The 20,224-nt window shown below is 73.0% G+C and carries 18 protein-coding genes; 15 read left to right on the top strand and 3 right to left on the bottom strand.

The window, feature by feature from the left end:
* Nucleotides 1-3 precede the first annotated feature (3 nt).
* The 6 genes from dxr (at nt 4) to GR130_RS31270 (ending at nt 7,688) form a co-directional block, all read left to right on the top strand.
* Nucleotides 4-1,320, top strand: a complete 1,317-nt coding sequence (dxr, locus tag GR130_RS31295; protein ID WP_159507814.1) for a 1-deoxy-D-xylulose-5-phosphate reductoisomerase — start codon at nt 4-6, stop codon at nt 1,318-1,320.
* On the top strand, nt 1,317-2,618 hold the full coding sequence (locus GR130_RS31290; RefSeq protein WP_159507813.1) for a M50 family metallopeptidase: 1,302 nt from the start codon (nt 1,317-1,319) through the stop codon (nt 2,616-2,618). Before dxr ends, GR130_RS31290 begins: the two co-directional genes overlap by 4 nt.
* Nucleotides 2,619-2,792: 174 nt before the next feature.
* Nucleotides 2,793-3,950 (top strand): flavodoxin-dependent (E)-4-hydroxy-3-methylbut-2-enyl-diphosphate synthase, encoded by a 1,158-nt coding sequence (gene ispG, locus GR130_RS31285; RefSeq protein WP_159507812.1) that lies wholly within the window; start codon nt 2,793-2,795, stop codon nt 3,948-3,950.
* Nucleotides 3,951-4,138: 188 nt separating this feature from the next.
* Entirely contained in the window at nt 4,139-4,984 is an 846-nt protein-coding gene (locus tag GR130_RS31280; RefSeq protein WP_159507811.1) for a GNAT family N-acetyltransferase, read from the top strand.
* 24 nt (nt 4,985-5,008) lie between these two features.
* Nucleotides 5,009-5,545 carry a GNAT family N-acetyltransferase gene (locus GR130_RS31275; protein WP_159507810.1) on the top strand — a complete coding sequence of 179 codons (537 nt, stop codon included), beginning with the start codon at nt 5,009-5,011 and terminating at the stop codon, nt 5,543-5,545.
* Between the two features lie 415 nt (nt 5,546-5,960).
* Nucleotides 5,961-7,688, top strand: a complete 1,728-nt coding sequence (locus GR130_RS31270; protein ID WP_159507809.1) for a proline--tRNA ligase — start codon at nt 5,961-5,963, stop codon at nt 7,686-7,688.
* Between the two features lie 66 nt (nt 7,689-7,754).
* Here the strand turns inward: GR130_RS31270 and GR130_RS31265 are convergent, their stop codons facing one another.
* The 3 genes from GR130_RS31265 to GR130_RS31255 form a co-directional block, all read right to left on the bottom strand.
* A complete protein-coding gene (locus tag GR130_RS31265; protein ID WP_159507808.1) occupies nt 7,755-8,666 on the bottom strand; it encodes an aminoglycoside phosphotransferase family protein in 912 nt (303 codons plus the stop codon).
* A 66-nt stretch (nt 8,667-8,732) separates the two neighbouring features.
* Nucleotides 8,733-9,218, bottom strand: a complete 486-nt coding sequence (locus GR130_RS31260; protein ID WP_159507807.1) for a ferritin-like domain-containing protein — start codon at nt 9,216-9,218, stop codon at nt 8,733-8,735.
* A gap of 88 nt (nt 9,219-9,306) precedes the next feature.
* Complete coding sequence (locus GR130_RS31255; protein ID WP_159507806.1) at nt 9,307-9,816, bottom strand: hypothetical protein; 510 nt, start codon at nt 9,814-9,816, stop codon at nt 9,307-9,309.
* 160 nt (nt 9,817-9,976) lie between these two features.
* On the opposite strand from GR130_RS31255, the gene rimP reads away from it, so the two are divergent.
* The 9 genes from rimP (at nt 9,977) to GR130_RS31210 (ending at nt 20,145) form a co-directional block, all read left to right on the top strand.
* Nucleotides 9,977-10,546, top strand: a complete 570-nt coding sequence (gene rimP / locus GR130_RS31250) for a ribosome maturation factor RimP (RefSeq protein ID WP_159507805.1) — start codon at nt 9,977-9,979, stop codon at nt 10,544-10,546.
* A gap of 2 nt (nt 10,547-10,548) precedes the next feature.
* A complete protein-coding gene (gene nusA / locus GR130_RS31245) occupies nt 10,549-11,541 on the top strand; it encodes a transcription termination factor NusA (RefSeq protein WP_159507804.1) in 993 nt (330 codons plus the stop codon).
* Between the two features lie 166 nt (nt 11,542-11,707).
* Nucleotides 11,708-11,986 (top strand): YlxR family protein, encoded by a 279-nt coding sequence (locus tag GR130_RS31240; protein WP_159507803.1) that lies wholly within the window; start codon nt 11,708-11,710, stop codon nt 11,984-11,986.
* A gap of 178 nt (nt 11,987-12,164) precedes the next feature.
* Entirely contained in the window at nt 12,165-15,248 is a 3,084-nt protein-coding gene (gene infB / locus GR130_RS31235) for a translation initiation factor IF-2 (RefSeq protein ID WP_159507802.1), read from the top strand.
* 125 nt (nt 15,249-15,373) lie between these two features.
* Complete coding sequence (locus GR130_RS31230) at nt 15,374-15,667, top strand: DUF503 domain-containing protein (protein ID WP_159507801.1); 294 nt, start codon at nt 15,374-15,376, stop codon at nt 15,665-15,667.
* A 62-nt stretch (nt 15,668-15,729) separates the two neighbouring features.
* The gene (gene rbfA / locus GR130_RS31225; protein ID WP_159507800.1) at nt 15,730-16,185 is read left to right on the top strand and encodes a 30S ribosome-binding factor RbfA; all 456 of its coding nucleotides are present in this window, start codon (nt 15,730-15,732) and stop codon (nt 16,183-16,185) included.
* On the top strand, nt 16,182-17,108 hold the full coding sequence (gene truB / locus GR130_RS31220) for a tRNA pseudouridine(55) synthase TruB (protein ID WP_159507799.1): 927 nt from the start codon (nt 16,182-16,184) through the stop codon (nt 17,106-17,108). Before rbfA ends, truB begins: the two co-directional genes overlap by 4 nt.
* A 302-nt stretch (nt 17,109-17,410) precedes the next feature.
* Nucleotides 17,411-19,000, top strand: a complete 1,590-nt coding sequence (locus tag GR130_RS41440) for a hypothetical protein (protein WP_201305055.1) — start codon at nt 17,411-17,413, stop codon at nt 18,998-19,000.
* A 197-nt stretch (nt 19,001-19,197) separates the two neighbouring features.
* On the top strand, nt 19,198-20,145 hold the full coding sequence (locus tag GR130_RS31210) for a bifunctional riboflavin kinase/FAD synthetase (protein ID WP_159507798.1): 948 nt from the start codon (nt 19,198-19,200) through the stop codon (nt 20,143-20,145).
* Nucleotides 20,146-20,224 lie beyond the last annotated feature (79 nt).

Genomic DNA, 20,224 nt, shown 5'->3' with positions numbered 1-20,224 from the left:
CGCATGACGGACACCCTCGCCCATCCGCACCTGCGCTTCGAGCCGGCCCGTACCGACCCGGGAGGCCCCCGGGAGATCGTGATCCTCGGCTCGACCGGTTCGATCGGCACCCAGGCGATCGACATCGTGCTGCGCAACCCCGACCGCTTCCGGGTCACCGCGCTCGCCGCGGCCGGCGGCCGGGTCGAACTGCTCGCCGAGCAGGCGCACCGGCTGCGGGTCGCCACCGTCGCGGTCTCGCGCGAGGAGACGGTGCCCGCGCTCCGCGAGGCGCTGACCGCGCGCTACGGCGCCGGCGCGCCCGTGCCGGAGATCCTGGCCGGCCCCGACGCGGCCACCGAGCTCGCCGCCTTGCCCTGCCACACCGTCCTCAACGGCATCACCGGCTCCATCGGCCTCGCCCCCACACTCGCCGCCCTGAAGGCGGGCCGGGTGCTGGCCCTCGCCAACAAGGAGTCCCTGATCGTCGGCGGCCCGCTGGTCAAGGCCGCCGCCCGGCCCGGCCAGATCATCCCGGTCGACTCCGAGCACTCCGCGCTCTTCCAGGCGCTGTCCGGCGGCACCCGGGCCGAGGTCCGCAAGCTGGTCGTCACCGCCTCCGGCGGCCCGTTCCGTGGCCGTACCAAGCGTGAGCTGGCCGGTGTCACGCGCGAGCAGGCGCTGGCCCACCCCACCTGGTCCATGGGGCCGGTCGTCACCATCAACTCCGCGACCCTGGTCAACAAGGGCCTGGAGGTCATCGAGGCGCACCTGCTCTTCGACGTCCCCTTCGACCGCATCGAGGTCGTGGTCCATCCGCAGTCCTACATCCACTCGATGGTGGAGTTCACCGACGGCTCGACCCTCGCCCAGGCCAGCCCGCCCGACATGCGCATGCCGATCGCGCTGGGCATCGGCTGGCCGGACCGGGTCCCGGACGCCGCCCCCGGTGTCGACTGGACGACGGCGCAGACCTGGGAGTTCTTCCCGCTGGACGAGGACGCCTTCCCGTCCGTGCCGCTGGCCCGCCACGTCGGCGAGCTGGGCGGCACCGCCCCCGCGGTCTTCAACGCCGCGAACGAGGAGTGCGTCGCGGCCTTCCTCGGCGGCGGGCTGCCGTTCACAGGGATTGTCGATACGGTCGCGGCAGTGGTCGACGAAGGCCTGGCATCCGGAGTGGTGATGAACAGCAGCCAAGGCGGAGCACAGCGGAGCGGCACGCCCGCCGCGGGAACTTCCCTGACGGTCGCGGACGTCCTGGAAGCGGAGACCTGGGCGCGCGCCCGCGCCCGCGAACTGGCCGCCCGGGCGGCACACACCCCATCGGAGGCTCGCGCATGACGACCTGGATGACCATCCTCGGCATAGTCGTCTTCGTCGTCGGCCTGCTCTTCTCCATCGCCTGGCACGAGCTCGGCCACCTCTCCACGGCCAAGATGTTCGGCATCCGCGTGCCGCAGTACATGGTGGGCTTCGGGCCGACGATCTTCTCCCGCAAGAAGGGCGACACCGAGTACGGCATCAAGGCCGTCCCGCTCGGCGGCTACATCCGGATGATCGGCATGTTCCCGCCCGGCGACGACGGGAAGCTCCAGGCCCGCTCCACCTCGCCGTTCCGCGGCATGATCGAGGACGCCCGCTCGGCCGCCTTCGAGGAGCTGCAGCCCGGCGACGAGCACCGGCTGTTCTACACGCGCAAGCCCTGGAAGCGCGTGATCGTGATGTTCGCCGGGCCGTTCATGAACCTGGTCCTGGCCGTGGTGATCTTCATGAGCGTGCTGATGGGCTTCGGCATCAACACCCAGACCACCCAGGTCAGCTCGGTCTCGGACTGCGTCATCGCGGCCTCCGCCAAGTCCGACAAGTGCCCGGCCGGCGCCAAGGACTCCCCGGCCAAGGCCGCGGGCCTGCGGGCCGGCGACCGGATCGTCTCCTTCAACGGCCACGCCGTCCCCGACTGGGGAACCCTCCAGGACCAGATCCGCCGGACCACCGGCCCGGCGACCATCGTCGTCGAGCGGCACGGCGCCCGGCAGACGCTGCACGCCGACCTCATCGAGAACAAGGTCGCCAAGACCGACGGCCACGGCGGCTACGTCCCCGGCCAGTACGTCAGCGCCGGATTCCTCGGCTTCACCCCGGCCAGCGGCATCGTCAAGCAGTCCTTCGGCCAGTCCGTCGACCGCATGGGCACCATGGTCCAGCAGGGCACCGAGTCGCTGATAAGCCTCCCCGGCAAGATCCCGGACCTGTGGAACGCGGCCTTCAACGGCGCCGAGCGCAAGCAGGACTCCCCGATGGGCGTGGTCGGCGCGGCCCGGGTCGGCGGCGAGGTCTTCTCGCTCCACATCCCGCCGGAGCAGCGGGTGGCCACCATGCTCTTCCTGGTCGCCGGCTTCAACCTCTCGCTGTTCCTGTTCAACATGCTGCCGCTGCTGCCGCTGGACGGCGGCCATATCGCCGGCGCCCTGTGGGAGTCGGTGCGGCGGGCCTTCGCCCGGGTCGTCCGGCGCCCGGACCCCGGCCCCTTCGACGTCGCCAAGCTGATGCCCGTCGCGTACGTCGTCGCCGGCATCTTCGTCTGCTTCACCCTGCTCGTGCTGGTCGCGGACGTGGTGAACCCGGTGAAGCTGACCTAGGCCCGTCCGATCGGCCACGGCCGGGCACCCTGCGACCGAGCGGGCGTGCCCGGCCGCCCCTTTCGAGGGGGCAAAAGGGTTCGATGTGCCTCTGGCAACCTCCGTGCCGTAATCTCGATGACCCGGAGCCCACCGAATCCGGGCCGAGATCCACACCTTGGGGTTGCTCACCAGATGACTGCCATTGCACTGGGAATGCCGGACGTACCGGCGAAGCTCGCCGACCGCCGGGTCAGCCGCAAGATCCAGGTCGGTTCGGTCGCCGTGGGCGGCGACGCACCGGTGTCGGTGCAGTCGATGACCACCACCCGTACCTCCGACATCGGCGCCACGCTCCAGCAGATCGCCGAGCTGACGGCCTCCGGCTGCCAGATCGTCCGGGTCGCCTGCCCGACCCAGGACGACGCCGACGCGCTGCCGGTCATCGCCAAGAAGTCCCAGATTCCGGTCATCGCGGACATCCACTTCCAGCCGAAGTACGTCTTCGCCGCGATCGACGCCGGCTGCGCCGCGGTCCGGGTCAACCCCGGCAACATCAAGCAGTTCGACGACAAGGTCAAGGAGATCGCCAAGGCGGCCTCCGACGCCGGCACCCCGATCCGCATCGGCGTCAACGCCGGCTCCCTGGACCGGCGGCTGCTCCAGAAGTACGGCAAGGCCACCCCCGAGGCCCTGGTGGAGTCCGCCCTCTGGGAGGCGTCGCTCTTCGAGGAGCACGGCTTCCGCGACATCAAGATCTCGGTCAAGCACAACGACCCGGTCGTGATGGTCAACGCCTACCGCCAGCTCGCCGCCGCCTGCGACTACCCCCTCCACCTCGGCGTCACCGAGGCCGGCCCCGCCTTCCAGGGCACCATCAAGTCCGCGGTCGCCTTCGGCGCGCTGCTCAGCGAGGGCATCGGCGACACCATCCGGGTCTCGCTCTCCGCCCCGCCCGTCGAGGAGGTCAAGGTCGGCATCCAGATCCTGGAGTCCCTCAACCTCCGGCCGCGCCGCCTGGAGATCGTCTCCTGCCCGTCCTGCGGCCGCGCCCAGGTCGACGTCTACAAGCTCGCCGACGAGGTCACCGCGGGCCTGGAGGGCATGGAGGTCCCGCTGCGCGTCGCCGTCATGGGCTGCGTCGTCAACGGCCCCGGCGAGGCCCGCGAGGCCGACCTCGGCGTCGCCTCCGGCAACGGCAAGGGCCAGATCTTCGTCAAGGGCGAGGTCATCAAGACCGTCCCCGAGTCGAAGATCGTCGAGACCCTCATCGAAGAGGCCATGAAGATCGCCGCGCAGATGGAGGCCGACGGCGTCGCCTCCGGCGAGCCGGTCGTCACCACCGCGGGCTGACCCCCTCCCTTCGCGAGCCCCGCCGCCCCCCCGGGCCGCGGGGCTCGTGCGCGCCCGCGCGCACTCCCGCACGCCCCCGCGAAAGCCCGTACACAGCAGGCCAGGTGCTTTTGCGCAGGTGGAGGTACAGTGCCAGGACCTGCTCCCGCCTGGCCTCCCAGGCCCGTACCGGTGAGGCTTTCCGACACGTGCTGACGACCACCGCCATCAAGGTTCTGGAGCCCGGGGAGCTCGATTCGGCCCTCGCCGTCCTGGACCGCGAACCGGTCGCCAACGCTTTCGTCGCAGCCCGTGTCCAGGTCGCCGGCCTCGACCCCTGGCGGCTCGGCGGCGAGATGTGGGGCTGGTACGTCGGCGGCCGGCTGGAATCCCTCTGCTACGCCGGCGCCAACCTCGTCCCCGTCTGCGCCACCCCCGAAGCCGTCCGCGGCTTCGCCGAGCGCGCCCGCCGCCAGGGCCGCCGCTGCTCCTCCATCGTCGGCCCGGCCGGCCCCACCGCCGAACTGTGGTCCCTGCTGGAGCCCCACTGGGGACCCGCCCGCGAGATCCGCGCCCACCAGCCCCTGATGGTCACCCGCAGCCCGTCCGCCGAGATCGCCCCCGACCCGTACGTCCGGCGGATCGGCAAGAACGAGCTGGACCTGATCATGCCGGCGTGCGTGGCCATGTTCACCGAAGAGGTCGGCATCTCCCCGATGGCCGGCGACGGCGGCCTGCTCTACCAGGCCCGGGTCGCCGAACTCGTCGGAGCCGGCCGGTCGTTCGCCCGCATCGAGGACGGCAAGGTCGTCTTCAAGGCCGAGATCGGCGCCGCCACCCCGCTCGCCTGCCAGATCCAGGGCGTCTGGGTCGCCCCCGAGCACCGCGGCAAGGGCCTGTCCGAAACCGGTATGGCCGCCGTCCTGCGCTACGCCCTCAGCGACGTCGCCCCGGTCGTCAGCCTCTATGTGAACGACTTCAACACCGCCGCCCGCGCCGCCTACCGCCGGGTGGGCTTCGAGGAAGTCGGCGCATTCATGAGCGTACTGTTCTGAGCCGCCGCCTTGTACGCTCCGACCATGGATGACGTCGCGGTCGGCCCCCTCGATCTCGCTGCCCGCGTGGACGACGCGCTGGCCGTACAGGCCCTCGCCTTCGGCCTCGGTGACGACGAGATCGCCGTCCGCCGGCACATCGTGCTGCGCCACCTCGGCTGCACCGGCGCCCGCGCCCTCGGCGCCACCACCCCCGCCGGCCGGCTCATCGGCTTCGTCTACGGCATGCCCAACGACCGCAACCACTGGTGGTCCACCGTCGTCGAGCCCTATCTGCGCAGCCAGGGCCTGGACCACTGGCTCGACGACTCCTTCGTCATCACCGAACTCCACGTCCATCCCGCCTACCAGCACCGGGGCATCGGCCGCGCGCTGATCACCCGCATCACCGACGAGGCCGCCGAACCCCGCAGCATCCTCTCGGCCATCGACATCGAGAGCCCGGCCCGCGGCCTGTACCGCTCCCTCGGCTACGAGGACATCGCCCGCCGCGTGCTCTTCCCGAGCGCCCCCATGCCCTACGCGGTGATGGGCGCCCCCCTCCCCCTCAAGCGCCCCTGACCAGCCCCGCACCGGACCACCGACGTACACCCCCGCCCTCCGTTTCCCACCCACGGGAGGGGACGGGCCGGAGGGGCGGGGTGTCCGGACGTAAAGCGAAGCAGTCCGGACACCCCGCCCCGGAGGACCGTCACCGCACCCCGAAAGCCCCGCGCAGCGGACAAAAACCACCACGGCGGGGCACCCGACAACGTGGGAGGCGGGCCCCGCGCAGCGGCTCCGCGCCGCAGGCGCAACAACACAAACCCCCACGGCGGGAAAGCCGACAACGTGGGCAGCTGGCGAAGCGCAGCGGAACGACGGGAAAGCCGACAACGTGGGCAGCCGGCAAAGCGCAGCGGATACGCATTTCCGTGCGCCACTCCCGTGCAGCTAACCTCCAGGGAGTCACCTTTCTTACGCAGGAGAAACTCCCATGGCCAACGCCGCACAGGTCCAGCGCATGTCCCGCTTGATGATCAAGACACTGCGCGACGACCCGGCCGACGCCGAGGTGCTCAGCCACAAGCTCCTGGTGCGCGCCGGTTTCGTGCGCCGCACCGCCGCCGGTGTCTGGTCCTGGCTGCCGCTCGGCAAGAAGGTCCTCGCCAACGTCGAGCGGATCGTGCGCGAGGAGATGGACGCCATCGGCGGCCAGGAGGTCCTGCTGCCCGCCCTGCTGCCGAGGGAGCCGTACGACGCGACCGGCCGCTGGGACGAGTACGGCGCCGAGCTGTTCCGCCTCAAGGACCGCAAGGGCGGCGACTACCTCCTCGGTCCCACCCACGAGGAGATCTTCACCCAGCTGGTGAAGGACCAGTGCACGTCCTACAAGGACCTGCCGGTGATCCTCTACCAGATCCAGACCAAGTACCGCGACGAGGCCCGCCCGCGCGCCGGCATCCTGCGCGGCCGTGAGTTCCAGATGAAGGACTCGTACTCCTTCGACACCGCCGACGAGGGTCTCGCCGAGTCCTACGCGCTGCACCGCGCCGCCTACCAGCGGATCTTCGAGCGCCTCGGCCTCGAATACCGCATCTGCGCCGCCACCGCCGGCGCCATGGGCGGCTCCAAGTCGGAGGAGTTCCTGGCCCCGGCCGCCGCCGGCGAGGACACCTTCGCCGACTGCCCGAACTGCGACTACGCGGCCAACACCGAGGCGATCACCTACGCCCTGAAGCCGGTGGACGCGGCCGGTGTGCCCGCGGCGGAGGAGATCCCCACCCCGGACACCCCGACCATCGAGACGCTCGCCGCGCACCTCGGCGTACCGGCCTCCGCCACCCTCAAGAACCTCCTGGTGAAGGTCACTGAGACATCAGCGGCCGGCGCCGCGCACGAGATCGTGGCCGTGGGTGTGCCCGGCGACCGCGAGGTCGACATGGACAAGGTCGAGGCGCACTTCGCCCCGGCCGCCGTCGAGCTGGTGACCGCCGAGGACTTCGTGGACCGCGACGACCTGGTCCGCGGTTACGTGGGCCCGCAGGGCCTGGAGAAGGTCAGGTACCTCGCCGACCCGCGCATCGCCCCCGGCACCGCGTGGATCACCGGCGCCAACAAGGAAGGCGTGCACGCCAGGAACGTCGTCGCCGGGCGCGACTTCGAGGTCGACGAGTACGTCGACGTCGTCGTGGTGCAGGAGGGCGACCCCTGCCCGGCCTGCGGCACCGGCCTCAAGCTGGACCGCGCCATCGAGATCGGCCACATCTTCCAGCTGGGCCGCAAGTACGCCGACGCCTTCCAGCTCGACGTGCTCGGCCAGAACGGCAAGCCGGTCCGGGTGACCATGGGCTCGTACGGCATCGGCGTCTCCCGCGCCGTCGCCGCGCTGGCCGAGCAGCACGCCGACGACAAGGGCCTGTGCTGGCCGCGCGAGGTGGCGCCGGCCGACGTCCACGTCGTCGCCGCCGGCAAGGCCAAGCAGACCGAACTCGCCCTGGAGATCAGCGACCGGCTCGGCGACGCCGGCCTGCGGGTCCTGGTCGACGACCGCCCCGGCGTCTCGCCCGGCGTCAAGTTCACCGACGCGGAACTGCTCGGCGTGCCGACCATCGTCGTCGCCGGCCGCCGCGCCGGCGAGGGCGTCGTCGAGGTCAAGGACCGCCGCACCGGCGAGCGCGAGGAGCTGACGGTCGAGGAGGCCGTCGCCCGCCTCGGCGCGTAACGGCACGGCGAACGGGCCGGCCGGGGCACCCCCGGCCGGCCCGTTCACTATGCCCTTACGCGTCCGCTACAGGTACGCGGCGAACTCCAGCAGCAGTTCCCCCCGCTGCCGGTCGCCCACCGCCGACTCGCGCAGCCCCGCGCGCACCGCGCGGTACAGCGTCCAGCCGCGCAGCCGCTCCCGGTCCACCTCCAGCGAGTCCGCGAGCCTGGCCACCCGCCGCCGGGCCGCCGCGGGCGCCCCCGACCCGGCCACCAGGTCCTCGAACCGGTCCAGCACCAGCCGCGCCAGGTCGTACGCCCGCTCACCGACCAGCGGCGCCGGGCCCACCGCCAGCCAGGGCACCCGCTCGCCGGCCAGCACCTTCCCCTGCCGGAACGCCCCGTGCAGCAGGACCTCCTCCGGCGCCCCGTCCGGCAGCGCCCGCCCCAGCTCCAGCGCCTCCTCGACCAGCGGCGCCGCGGCCCCGGCGAACTCCCCGGCCGCACCCAGGGCCTTGGCGTCCTCGGTCACCCGCTCCGCGACCGTCGCGAACGGATGCCCCTCGCCCGGCGGCACCCACAGGCGCCGCACCGTGCCCGCCGCCTCCAGCAGCGCCTTGGACTCCGGCAGCGACCGCAGCGACACCGAGCCCTGCAACCGCTCCAGCAGCAGCGCACCACCGGCCTCGTCGGCCCGCAGCAGCCGCACCGCGCCCCAGCCGTCCCACGCCCGCAGCGCCGCGGCCTCCTGCGCCGCGGCCCGCCCCGGCACCGGGAACTTCAGCGCCGCGGGCGCCCCGTCCTGCTGCCGGACGAGCGCGACGAGACTGCTCAGGCCACCCGGGGCATGCACCCGCTCCAGCGTCAGCTCCCAGGCGTCCAGCCGCTGTTGAACCAGCGCCGGCAGCGCCTCCAGCCAGGCCCGTACGGGACCCTCCTGATCGCCGCCGAGCGCGCCCAGCAATCGTTGCGGCGGTTCGATGGGTGCCGTTGCCATGCCAGAGCTGTCCTTGTTCGTCGGGAGGTCGCGGTGCGGGGAGGTGGCCGCCGGGCGGCCGGTCGTTCAGAGCGCGCCGGAGGAGGCGCCCGCGGAGCCGGACGGAGCGGGCGCCGCGGCCCGCTCGACGAGCCCAGGGAAGGCTACGCCGCCGCCCCGCCAGCGCACCGACCGCACCGCGGCCTCGCGCAGCGCGCCCGCCGCCTCCTTGCGCCGGGCGCCGGCACAGGCCCGTACGAGATCCGCGTAGACGGCGGCCAGCCGGTCCTCCAGCTCGGCGGCCAGGTGCGCCGCGGCGGTCGCGTCCGGCACCGGGAACGGCAGTTCGTACCCGGCCGCCGCGGCCCGCGGCTTCCCGCCGAGGTCCCGCACGGTGCGGGACAGCGCGTCCCGCCGCGCCCGGTGCGCGTCGTAGGCGCTCTGCGCCTCCGCGCGGCGCCCGGCCCCGATCCGCCCGCCCACCACGCCGTACCCGTACACCGCCGCATGCTCGGCGGCGAGCGCGGCCTGCACCGCGGCCAGCTCGCCGCCGTCCGTCGTTCCGGTCGTCATCTCCGTGCTCTTCTCTGGTCGTTGGCCGGCCGTCGCGCCCGGCCGTCGTACGGTGCGGGGCGCGGCGCCCCGCCCACCGGGCCGCGGCTCACGCCCCCGGCCCCGTCAGCAGATAGGCGTGCGCCGCCCCGGCCGCCGCGACCGACGCGAGGAGCCGGGCCAGTTCCGGGGGCGCGTCGGCCAGTGCCGCCGTGCGGGTGTCGGCGAGCGCCCGTTCCGCGTCGGCGAGCGCGGTCCGCGCCGCTCGCTCGTCGGCCGGCACCGCGGGCGCCGCCGCACGCCGCGCAGGCCCCGTGGCGGCGCCGCGGGACGGCGTGGGCGTGGCCCGGTCGGACCTGAACGCCTCGGCGTGCAGGGCGACTTCGGCGCGCAGCGGACGCAGGTGGGACGCCAGCGCCGGATGCGCGGCCAGCGTCGCGTCGTAGCGGGCGAGCAGCGCCGTGCTGTCCCGCGCGGACCGCTGCCGCAGCCGCTCCGCGGCGGCGGAGTGTTCGGCGTCCTCCTCTTCGGGGCGGGGACCGCCGGCGCATCCGGAGAGCAGCGCCACGCCCCCGAGGGCGGCACCGGCCAGCAGGGTCCTTCGGCGTGTGAGCGCCACTTTCGGCACGTTGCACTTCCCGGGGTCTTCCGTAGTGATCACCGCAGGCGAGAGTATCCGTGCCCACCCGCCGAATCGTCAGTACCCCGCCGGAACCGATAGGCTTTGACCCGACACGCGACCCACCCACAACAGCACACGCGGCCGAGGAGTCACCCGGATGAGCACCACCCAGAGCGAGAGGCTGCGCGGACTGCTTGAACCGCTCGTCGCCGCGCGAGACCTGGATCTGGAAGAGATCGAGGTGACCCCGGCAGGCAGGAGCCGGGTGCTGAGGATCGTGGTCGATTCCGATGAGGGCGTCCAGCTGGACGAGTGCGCCGACCTGAGCCGCGAGGCGTCGCAGGTCCTGGACGACTCCGACGTGATGGGCGGCGCCCCGTACACCCTTGAGGTCACCTCTCCCGGCGCCGACCGGCCGCTGACCGAGCCGCGGCACTACCGCCGCGCCGTCGACCGCCTCATCAAGGCCCGGCTGCACGAGGGCGGCGAGGTGGTGGCGCGGATCGTCGCCATGGACGACACCGGTCTCGACCTGGAGGTGCCGGGCGTCAAGGGCCGCAAGCCGACCGCCCGCCGGATCGCGTTCGACGAGATCGCCAAGGCGCGGGTCGAGCTGGAGTTCAGCCGCAAGTCCGCCAAGCAGGACGCGACGCGCGGCGAGACCATCGACGAGAACGACGAGAGCCGTGCGAACGGCGAGAACGACGAGAACAAGGAGGAGGCGTAGCCGTGGACATCGACATGAGTGCCCTGCGGGGTCTGGTGCGGGAGAAGGAGATCTCGTTCGACCTGCTGGTCGAGGCGATCGAGTCGGCCCTCCTCATCGCCTACCACCGCACCGAGGGCAGCCGCCGCCGGGCGCGCGTGGAGCTGGACCGCAGCACCGGGCATGTGACGGTGTGGGCGAAGGAGGACCCGGCGGATCTCGAGGAGGGCGAGGAGCCCCGCGAGTTCGACGACACCCCGTCCGGCTTCGGGCGGATCGCGGCGACCACCGCCAAGCAGGTCATCCTGCAGCGGCTGCGGGACGCCGAGGAGGAGATCACGTTCGGCGAGTACGCCGGACGGGAGGGCGATGTCGTCACCGGCGTGGTCCAGCAGGGCAAGGACCCCAAGAACGTGCTGGTCGACATCGGCAAGCTGGAGGCCATCCTGCCGGTGCAGGAGCAGGTCCCGGGCGAGGACTACGCGCACGGCACGCGGCTGCGGTCGTACGTCGTCCGGGTCGTCAAGGGCGTCCGCGGCCCGTCGGTCACCCTCTCGCGTACCCACCCCAATCTGGTGAAGAAGCTCTTCGCCATGGAGGTGCCGGAGATCGCGGACGGGTCGGTGGAGATCGCCGCCATCGCGCGCGAGGCCGGACACCGGACGAAGATCGCGGTGCGCTCGACGCGCTCGGGGCTGAACGCCAAGGGCGCCTGCATCGGCCCCATGGGCGGGCGGGTGCGGGCCGTCATGGCCGAGCTGCACGGCGAGAAGATCGACATCGTTGACTGGTCGGACGACCCGGCCGACCTGGTGGCGCACGCGCTGTCGCCGGCCCGGGTCAGCAAGGTCGAGATCGTGGACCTGGCGGCGCGCTCCGCGCGGGTCACGGTGCCCGACTACCAGCTGTCGCTGGCGATCGGCAAGGAAGGGCAGAACGCCCGGCTCGCGGCCCGGCTCACCGGCTGGCGGATCGACATCCGCCCGGACACCGAGCACCCGGCGCCGCAGGGCTAGGGCCTGTCCGGTGGGTCAGGGTCGGACAGGCCCTGAGCCCACCCGGAGCGCGGGGCCGCGGCGGACGAAAAAAAGTGGTGCCGCGGCCTCCCGCAGGGAATTCTGAGTAGTGGATCAGGCTTTACCCCATCGGGGTGGAGCCGCCGTGGGGAGGTAGACTTAAGCAGTGTCTGGCCGGACGCATGCCCGCGCATGCCCTGAGCGCACGTGTCTGGGTTGCCGGGAGCGAGCGGCCAAGGGCGATTTGCTGCGCATCGTGGCGATCGAGGACGAGTGTGTCCCCGATCCTCGCGGTACGCTGCCCGGCCGGGGTGCTTATGTGCACCGGACACTGGTCTGCCTCGACCTGGCGGTTCGCCGCCGGGCGTTCCCCCGGGCCTACCGGGGCCGCGGCCCGTTCGACACGGCGGAGTTGCGCCGGTTCATCGAAGGGGGCGCGCGTTGAGCAGCCGCCATGGCAATAACGCACAGCAAGAAACGCACAGCGCACGGAAAACCGTGCGGTCAGGTACCTCGCGAGTCGGAAGTAGGTCGAGATTGCGATGAGCACTCGATGAGTACGCGATGAGTACGCCCATGAAGTAGCGACGGTCCGGTGGACACCCGGACCTAGAAGGAGCGAAGTGGCTAAGGTCCGGGTATACGAACTCGCCAAGGAGTTCGGCGTTGAGAGCAAGGTCGTCATGGCCAAGCTCCAAGAACTTGGCGAATTCGTCCGTTCGGCGTCCTCGACGATCGAGGCGCCGGTTGTTCGCAAGTTGACCGACGCTTTCCAGGCAGGCAGCGGCAGCGGCCGCGCCGCCGGTAAGCCCGCGGCGCCGCGCAAGTCGGCCCCCGCGAAGCCGTCCGCGCCCACTCCGGCGCAGGCGGCGCGTCCGGCTGCCCCGAAGCCGGGCGCCCCCAAGCCGGGTCCCGCGGCCCCGGCCGCCCCCGAGGTGCCGCAGGTCCCCGCGGCCCCCAAGACTCCCGCCGCCGGCCCCACCCCGGGCCCGCGGCCGACCCCGGCGCGTCCCGCGCCGAAGCCCGCTCCGGCCGCGCCCGCGCAGCCCGAGTTCACGGCCCCGCCGTCCGCGCCGGCTCCCGCCGCCGCGCAGCAGGGGCCCCGTCCCGGTGCCACCCCCGGCCCGCGCCCGGCCCGTCCGGCGCCCGGTCAGGGCCAGCCGCGCGGCGGCGCCCCGCGTCCCGGCGGTGAGCGTCAGGGCGGCCGTCCCGGCGGCCCCCGCCCGAGCGGTCCGCGTCCGGGCAACAACCCCTTCACGTCCGGCGGCTCCACGGGCATGGCCCGTCCGCAGGCCCCCCGTCCCGGTGGCGCCCCGCGTCCCGGTGGCCAGGGTGGCCCCGGCGGCCCGCGTCCGCAGGGCGGCGGCCAGGGTGGCCCCCGTCCGCAGGGCCAGGGCGGCGCGCGCCCGACCCCCGGCGGCATGCCCCGTCCGCAGGGTGCGGCTCCCGGCGGTGCCGGTCCGCGTCCCGGCGGCGGTAACCGCCCGAACCCGGGCATGATGCCGCAGCGTCCGGCTGCCGGCCCGCGTCCGGGCCCCGGTGGCGGCGGTCGCGGTCCCGGCGGTGCCGGTCGTCCCGGTGGCGGTGGCGGCGGTCGTCCCGGTGGCGGCGGCGGTTTCGCCGGTCGTCCCGGTGGCGGTGGCGGCGGTCGTCCGGGTGGCGGCGGCGGTTTCGCCGGTCGTCCCGGTGGCGGCGGTCCCGGTGGTGCCGGTGGTGGCGGCGGCTTCGGCGGTCGTCCCGGCTTCGGCGGTCGTCCCGGTGGTCCCGGTGGCCGCGGTGGCACGCAGGGTGCGTTCGGCCGTCCCGGCGGCCCGGCGCGTCGCGGTCGCAAGTCGAAGCGGCAGCGCCGTCAGGAGTACGAGGCCATGCAGGCCCCGTCGGTCGGCGGCATCATGCTGCCGCGCGGCAACGGCGCGACGGTTCGCCTGTCGCGCGGTGCCTCGCTGACGGACTTCGCGGAGAAGATCAACGCCAACCCGGCGTCGCTGGTCCAGGTCATGCTCAACCTGGGCGAGATGGTCACCGCGACCCAGTCGGTCTCCGACGAGACGCTGCAGCTGCTCGCCGACGAGATGAACTACGTCGTCGAGATCGTCAGCCCGGAGGAGGAGGACCGCGAGCTGCTCGAGTCCTTCGACATCGAGTTCGGCGAGAACGAGGGCGGCGAGGAGATGCTGGTCTCCCGTCCGCCGGTGGTGACCGTCATGGGTCACGTCGACCACGGTAAGACCCGCCTGCTGGACGCGATCCGCAAGACCAACGTGGTCGCGGGCGAGGCCGGCGGCATCACCCAGCACATCGGTGCCTACCAGGTCGCGACCGAGGTCAACGAGGAAGAGCGCCGCATCACCTTCATCGACACCCCGGGTCACGAGGCGTTCACCGCCATGCGTGCCCGCGGTGCCAAGTCGACCGACATCGCGATCCTCGTGGTGGCGGCCAACGACGGTGTCATGCCGCAGACGATCGAGGCGCTGAACCACGCCAAGGCGGCCGACGTGCCGATCGTGGTCGCGGTCAACAAGATCGACGTCGAGGGCGCCGACCCGACCAAGGTGCGCGGTCAGCTGACCGAGTACGGCCTGGTGGCCGAGGAGTACGGCGGCGACACCATGTTCGTCGACATCTCCGCCAAGCAGGGTCTGAACATCGACTCCCTGCTGGAGGCCGTGGTCCTCACCGCGGACGCCGCGCTCGACCTGCGGGCCAACGACGCGCAGGACGCGCAGGGTATTGCGATCGAGGCCCACCTCGACCGCGGCCGTGGTGCCGTGGCCACCGTCCTCGTCCAGCGCGGCACGCTGCGCGTCGGCGACACGATGGTCGCCGGCGACGCGTACGGCAGGGTCCGTGCGATGTTCGACGACAAGGGCAACAACGTCGAGGAAGCGGGTCCGTCGACCCCCGTCCTGGTCCTGGGTCTGACCAACGTCCCGGGCGCCGGCGACAACTTCCTGGTCGTCGACGAGGACCGCACGGCGCGTCAGATCGCCGAGAAGCGCGCGGCCCGCGAGCGCAACGCCGCGTTCGCCAAGCGCACCCGCCGGGTGTCCCTGGAGGACCTCGACAAGGTGCTCAAGGCGGGCGAGGTCCAGCAGCTCAACCTCATCATCAAGGGCGACGCGTCCGGTTCGGTCGAGGCCCTGGAGTCCTCGCTGCTCCAGCTGGACGTCGGCGAAGAGGTCGACATCCGGGTGCTGCACCGCGGCGTCGGTGCGGTCACCGAGACCGACATCGACCTGGCGACCGGCTCCGACGCGATCGTCATCGGCTTCAACGTCCGCGCCGAGGGCCGCGCCACGCAGCGGGCCGAGCGCGAGGGCGTCGACGTCCGGTACTACTCGGTCATCTACCAGGCGATCGAGGAGATCGAGGCGGCCCTCAAGGGCATGCTCAAGCCGGAGTACGAGGAGGTCGAGCTCGGTACGGCGGAGATCCGCGAGGTCTTCAAGTCGTCCAAGCTGGGCAACATCGCGGGTGTGCTCATCCGCTCCGGCGAGGTCAAGCGCAACACCAAGGCGCGCCTCATCCGCGACGGCAAGGTCGTCGCGGAGAACCTCAACATCGACGGTCTGCGTCGCTTCAAGGACGACGTCACCGAGATCCGCGAAGGCTTCGAGGGCGGTATCAACCTCGGGAACTTCAACGACATCAAGGTCGACGACGTCATCGCGACCTACGAGATGCGGGAGAAGCCGCGCGGCTGATCGCGTAGCGCCTGACCGGGGCCGGTCGGCGGAGCGGAAACTCCGTCGATCGGCCCCGGCCGTTGCGTGTACGGTTCGAGTGACTCGTACACCTAAGGCCCCACGGGTGGCTTTACCCGTCTTGCATGTACGTAGGGACGCTGTCCTTCGACCTGCTTCTCGGCGACGTACGGTCGCTGAAGGAGAAGCGCTCGGTCGTCCGCCCGCTCGTCGCCGAGCTGCACCGCAAGTTCGCGGTGAGCGTCGCGGAGGTGGGGGACCAGGATCTGTACCGCAGGGCCACGATCGGCCTGGCGGTGGTGTCCGGGGACACCGGGCATCTGACCGACGTCATGGACCGCTGCGAGCGACTGGTCGCCGCACGGCCCGAAGTGGAGCTGCTGTCGGTACGCCGGCGGCTGCACGGTGACGACGACTGACCCGCAGGGGCACGTCGTCGCCGGTGGAAGCACAATTGTGGAAGAAAGAAGGAGACAGACCAGTGGCCGACAATGCGCGGGCGAAGAAGCTGGCGGACCTCATCCGGGAGGTGGTCGCCCAGAAGCTGCAGCGCGGTATCAAGGACCCGCGGCTCGGTTCGCACGTGACCATCACGGACACCCGGGTCACCGGCGACCTGCGGGAGGCGACGGTCTTCTACACGGTCTACGGGGACGACGAGGACCGTGCCAGCGCCGCCGCCGGCCTGGAGAGCGCCAAGGGCATCCTGCGTTCCGCGGTCGGCGCGGCGGCCGGAACGAAGTTCACGCCGACCCTGGCGTTCGTCGCGGACGCCCTGCCGGAGAACGCCAAGACGATCGAGGACCTGCTCGACAAGGCGCGGGCCTCGGACGCCAAGGTGCGCGAGGTGTCCTCGGGCGCCCAGTACGCCGGTGAGGCCGATCCGTACCGCAAGCCGGGCGACGACGAGGACGACGAGGGCGCAGCGGCAGAATGAAGCGGCAGAGCAACAAGCCGGGCGGACTTGTCATCGTCGACAAGCCGTCCGGCTTCACTTCGCACGACGTCGTGGCGAAGATGCGCGGTATGGCCCGGACCCGCCGGGTCGGGCACGCCGGCACCCTGGACCCGATGGCGACCGGCGTCCTGGTCCTCGGTCTGGAGCGGGCCACCAAGCTTCTCGGCCATCTCGCGCTGACCGAGAAGGAGTACGTCGGCACCATCCGGCTCGGCCAGTCGACGATCACCGATGACGCCGAGGGCGAGATCACCGCGTCGAAGGCGGCGCACGGCCTCGCCCGCGCGGACATCGACGCCGGGGTCGCCCGGCTGTCCGGCGCGATCATGCAGGTCCCGTCGAAGGTCAGCGCAATCAAGATCGACGGCAAGCGGTCGTACTCACGGGTCCGCGACGGCGAGGAAGTGGAGATCCCGGCCCGGCCGGTCACCGTCTCCTCGTTCGCGGTGCACTCGGCGCACGAGACCGAGGCCGAGGACGGTACGCCGGTGACCGATCTGCTGGTCTCCGTCGTCTGCTCGTCCGGCACGTACATCCGCGCGCTGGCCCGCGACCTCGGTGCCGGGCTCGGTGTCGGCGGGCATCTGACGGCGCTGCGGCGGACCCGGGTCGGCCCGTACAAGCTCGACCGGGCGCGCACGCTGGAGCAGCTGCAGGCCGCGGTGGACGACGCCGAGGGCGGCGGGCTGCCGGTCATGCCGATCGCGGAGGCCGCCGACGCGGCGTTCACCCGCTGGGACGTCACCGAGCAGCAGTCGCGGCTGCTGCTCAACGGCGTGCGGATCCCGATGCCGCGCTTCGAGGGCGACGGTCCGGTGGCGGCCTTCGGGCCGGACGGGACGTTCCTGGCGCTGGTGGAGAACCAGGGCGGGAAGGCCAAGAGCCTGGCCGTCTTCGCCTGACGGCCACCGGGCCTGTCCGATGGGTCAGGGCCGGAAGGGCCCCTGAGGCCGGAAGGTGCCGCGAGGAGAGGTGGTGGAACGCGGGCCGCGCGGCCGGGCGTGAGCGTTCGGTCCGCGCTCCACCATCCCCCTCCTCCTGACTCTGTCCAGGGCACCGCGGTGATTCACTCCTGCGGGCAGGCGCTCGGAGTGAATCACGGCGCGGAGGGGGGCGCGTTCGAGGAGCACCCTGTCGCGAAGATCACCGCCTGCCTACCGTCGTCGCTGTTGTGGACGGGCGGGATGGGCGGGGAGGTCCAAAGATGGCGTTGCTGGATGCCGGGGTTGCGGACGCGGACGCGGCTGCCGAGGCGGATCCGGTGCGGGGGGCGGGAGCTGCCCGCGGGGGTGCCCGCAGGGCGGCGTACGGGGACCGGGGGGCCGGTCAACTCGTTGCGGAACTGGGGCAGTTGGTGTGGCCGGCGACCGAGCCCGGGGCGGACCGCGGGGGGCGGGCCGCGCGCCTTCTGACGCACGAGCTGCTGCGGGTGGCCGACGCGGCGCCGTACGCCGGTGTGCTGCGGCTGCTCGCCGACCGGATCACCGAGCGGTCCCTCCATGCGGGCGGGTTCGGGTACACGGGGCTGGACGAGTTCGGGCCGCCGTTCTGGCGGTGCCTGGCGCTGGGCGACGCGGCGCGGCTGGATCTGCTGCGCCGGCTGCTGCCGGCCGACGGGCCGGAGGTCGCACCGCCCCCCGGCGGCCCGTCGCGGCCCTTCGCACGACCGCCGCGGGTGCGGGTCCATCCAGCCGACGCCGACACCGCCGACACCGCCGCCGCTGCCGGGGAGGACGGCGGCAGCTGGGTCGACGCCTGCGCCGGGGCACCGTCCGCCGCGTCCGCAGAAGCGTTCCGCCGGGCCGGCGGCGCGGCCCGCTCCGTCCGCCTGCCCCGTTTCCCCCGCTTCCTCGACGACGTGGCGGAGCTGCTGAAGGCCGACCCCGAGCGGATCCAGCCCCTGCTGTGCGGCTGGTTCGACGACACCCGCCGCCTCCAGGTCGCGCCCGCCGTCCCCCGGGAGATCACCGTCGCGGGCGCCGCGCAGGCGCTGCTGCACACCTACCGGGCGCGGGCGCTGGACCCGCTCGTCGAGGTGCTGGCCGACATCGCGCACCCCCGGGCCGCCGAACTGCTGGACGCGCTCGCCGAGGACGAACCGGCGGCGCTCTGCCGGGCGGTGGAGATCCGCGCCTGCGAGGAGCGCCCCGGGGGGCGGAGCGCGGGCACCGCGGCGCTGCTGCGGGCGCTGGCCGCCGTCACCCGGCCCGATCTCGCCGCCCGCGCCGCCGGGCTGGTCCGGGACTACGCCGGGCGCTGCCCGGACCGCGCCGCGCGGCCGGTGGCGGACTTCGTCGCGCGCCGGCTCGATCAGGGACCGGCCGCCCGCGAGGCGCTGGGACCGCTGGCCGTGGAGCTGCTGACCGGCTCCCCGGCCCCGGTCCGGCGCGCGCTCGCCCCCGTACTGGCCGGCGCGGGCCCGTACGCGGCGGACCCGTTGCGGCGGGCGCTGCTCGATGTGCTGCTGGCGCGCGAGGCGTCCGACGCGCCCCCGGCGGGCGGCCGGGGCCACGGGTACGACACCAGCGTGCTGGAGGCCCTGCTGGGGGCGGCGGCGGAGGGCATGGCGCGGCGGCCGGAGGAGCGCACCCGGGAGCTGGTGCACCGTGCCGGCACGCTGCTGGTGCGGACACCGGAGGGGGCGGCCTGCTTCGACCGGCGGCTGGTGGAGCTGGGGCGGCGGGTGCCCGGGTTCGCCCGGCGGGTGGGGGAGTGGCTGGCAGCCGAGCCGGGGGAGTGGACCGCGGTGGTGGGGCCGGGCGCCTGCGCCACGCTCGCGGGATGCCGGGGCTGACGCGGTCCGCCGCGGGATGCCGGGGCCGACACCGTCCGCGGTCCCGGAGCCCGGCGGTCCGCCGCCGGGGTGTCCGATGCAACAGTGGCCGAACCACCCTTCGCGCGTAGCGCGGCGTGCGGCATGGCAGTCTTAGACCTGCGTCATGCCGAATTGGCGCAATGGACGGACACGAGTTCGGGCGAGGAGCGGGCACAGTGCAGCGCTGGCGTGGCTTGGAGGACATCCCCGAGGGCTGGGGACGCAGCGTCGTCACCATCGGCTCCTACGACGGAGTGCACCGCGGCCACCAATTGATCATCGGCAAGGCGGTGGCCCGCGCCCGTGAGCTCGGCGTCCCCGCCGTGGTCGTCACCTTCGACCCGCACCCGAGCGAGGTCGTCCGCCCCGGCACCCACCCGCCGCTGCTCGCCCCGCACCACCGGCGGGCGGAGCTGATGGCCGGGCTGGGCGTGGACGCGGTGCTGATCCTGCCGTTCACCAAGGAGTTCTCTCAGCTGTCGCCGGCCGACTTCGTGGTCAAGGTGCTGGTCGACAAGCTGCACGCGCGGGTCGTCGTGGAGGGCCCCAACTTCCGCTTCGGGCACCGGGCGCAGGGCACCGTCGACACGCTCGCCGAACTCGGCCGGACGTACGACTACGCGGTCGAGGTCATCGACCTCTTCGAGCGCGGCACGGCGGGCGGCGGCGAGCCGTTCTCCTCCACCCTCGTCCGCCGGCTGGTCGCGGACGGCGACGTGGCGGGTGCGAGGGAGGTGCTGGGCCGGCCGCACCGCGTCGAGGGCGTGGTCGTCCGGGGCGCGCAGCGCGGACGGGAGATGGGCTTCCCCACGGCCAACGTGGAGACCCTGCCGCACACCGCCATCCCGGCCGACGGGGTGTACGCGGGGCTGCTGCACGTCGAGGGCGAGGCGATGCCGGCGGCCATCTCGGTCGGCACGAACCCGCAGTTCGACGGCAAGGTGCGGACGGTGGAGGCGTACGCCATCGACCGCGTGGGGCTGGATCTGTACGGGCTGCACGTCGCGGTGGAGTTCCTGGCGTACATCCGCGGGCAGGAGAAGTTCGACACGCTGGACGCCCTGCTGGAGCGGATGGCGATAGACGTGAAGCAGGCCCGCGGGCTGATCGCCGACGCGGGCTGACCCGCCGGCGGGGCGCACCGCGCCCGGCGCCACGGGACACCGCGCACAGGCGCAACAGGACACAACGAAGGGGCGGGGC

Origin of the sequence: Streptomyces sp. GS7 (assembly GCF_009834125.1) — a bacterium.
Classification (GTDB): Bacteria; Actinomycetota; Actinomycetes; order Streptomycetales; family Streptomycetaceae; genus Streptomyces.
The sequence above is the reverse complement of the archived record's forward strand: the minus strand, read 5'-3'. Positions and strand labels throughout refer to the sequence as shown.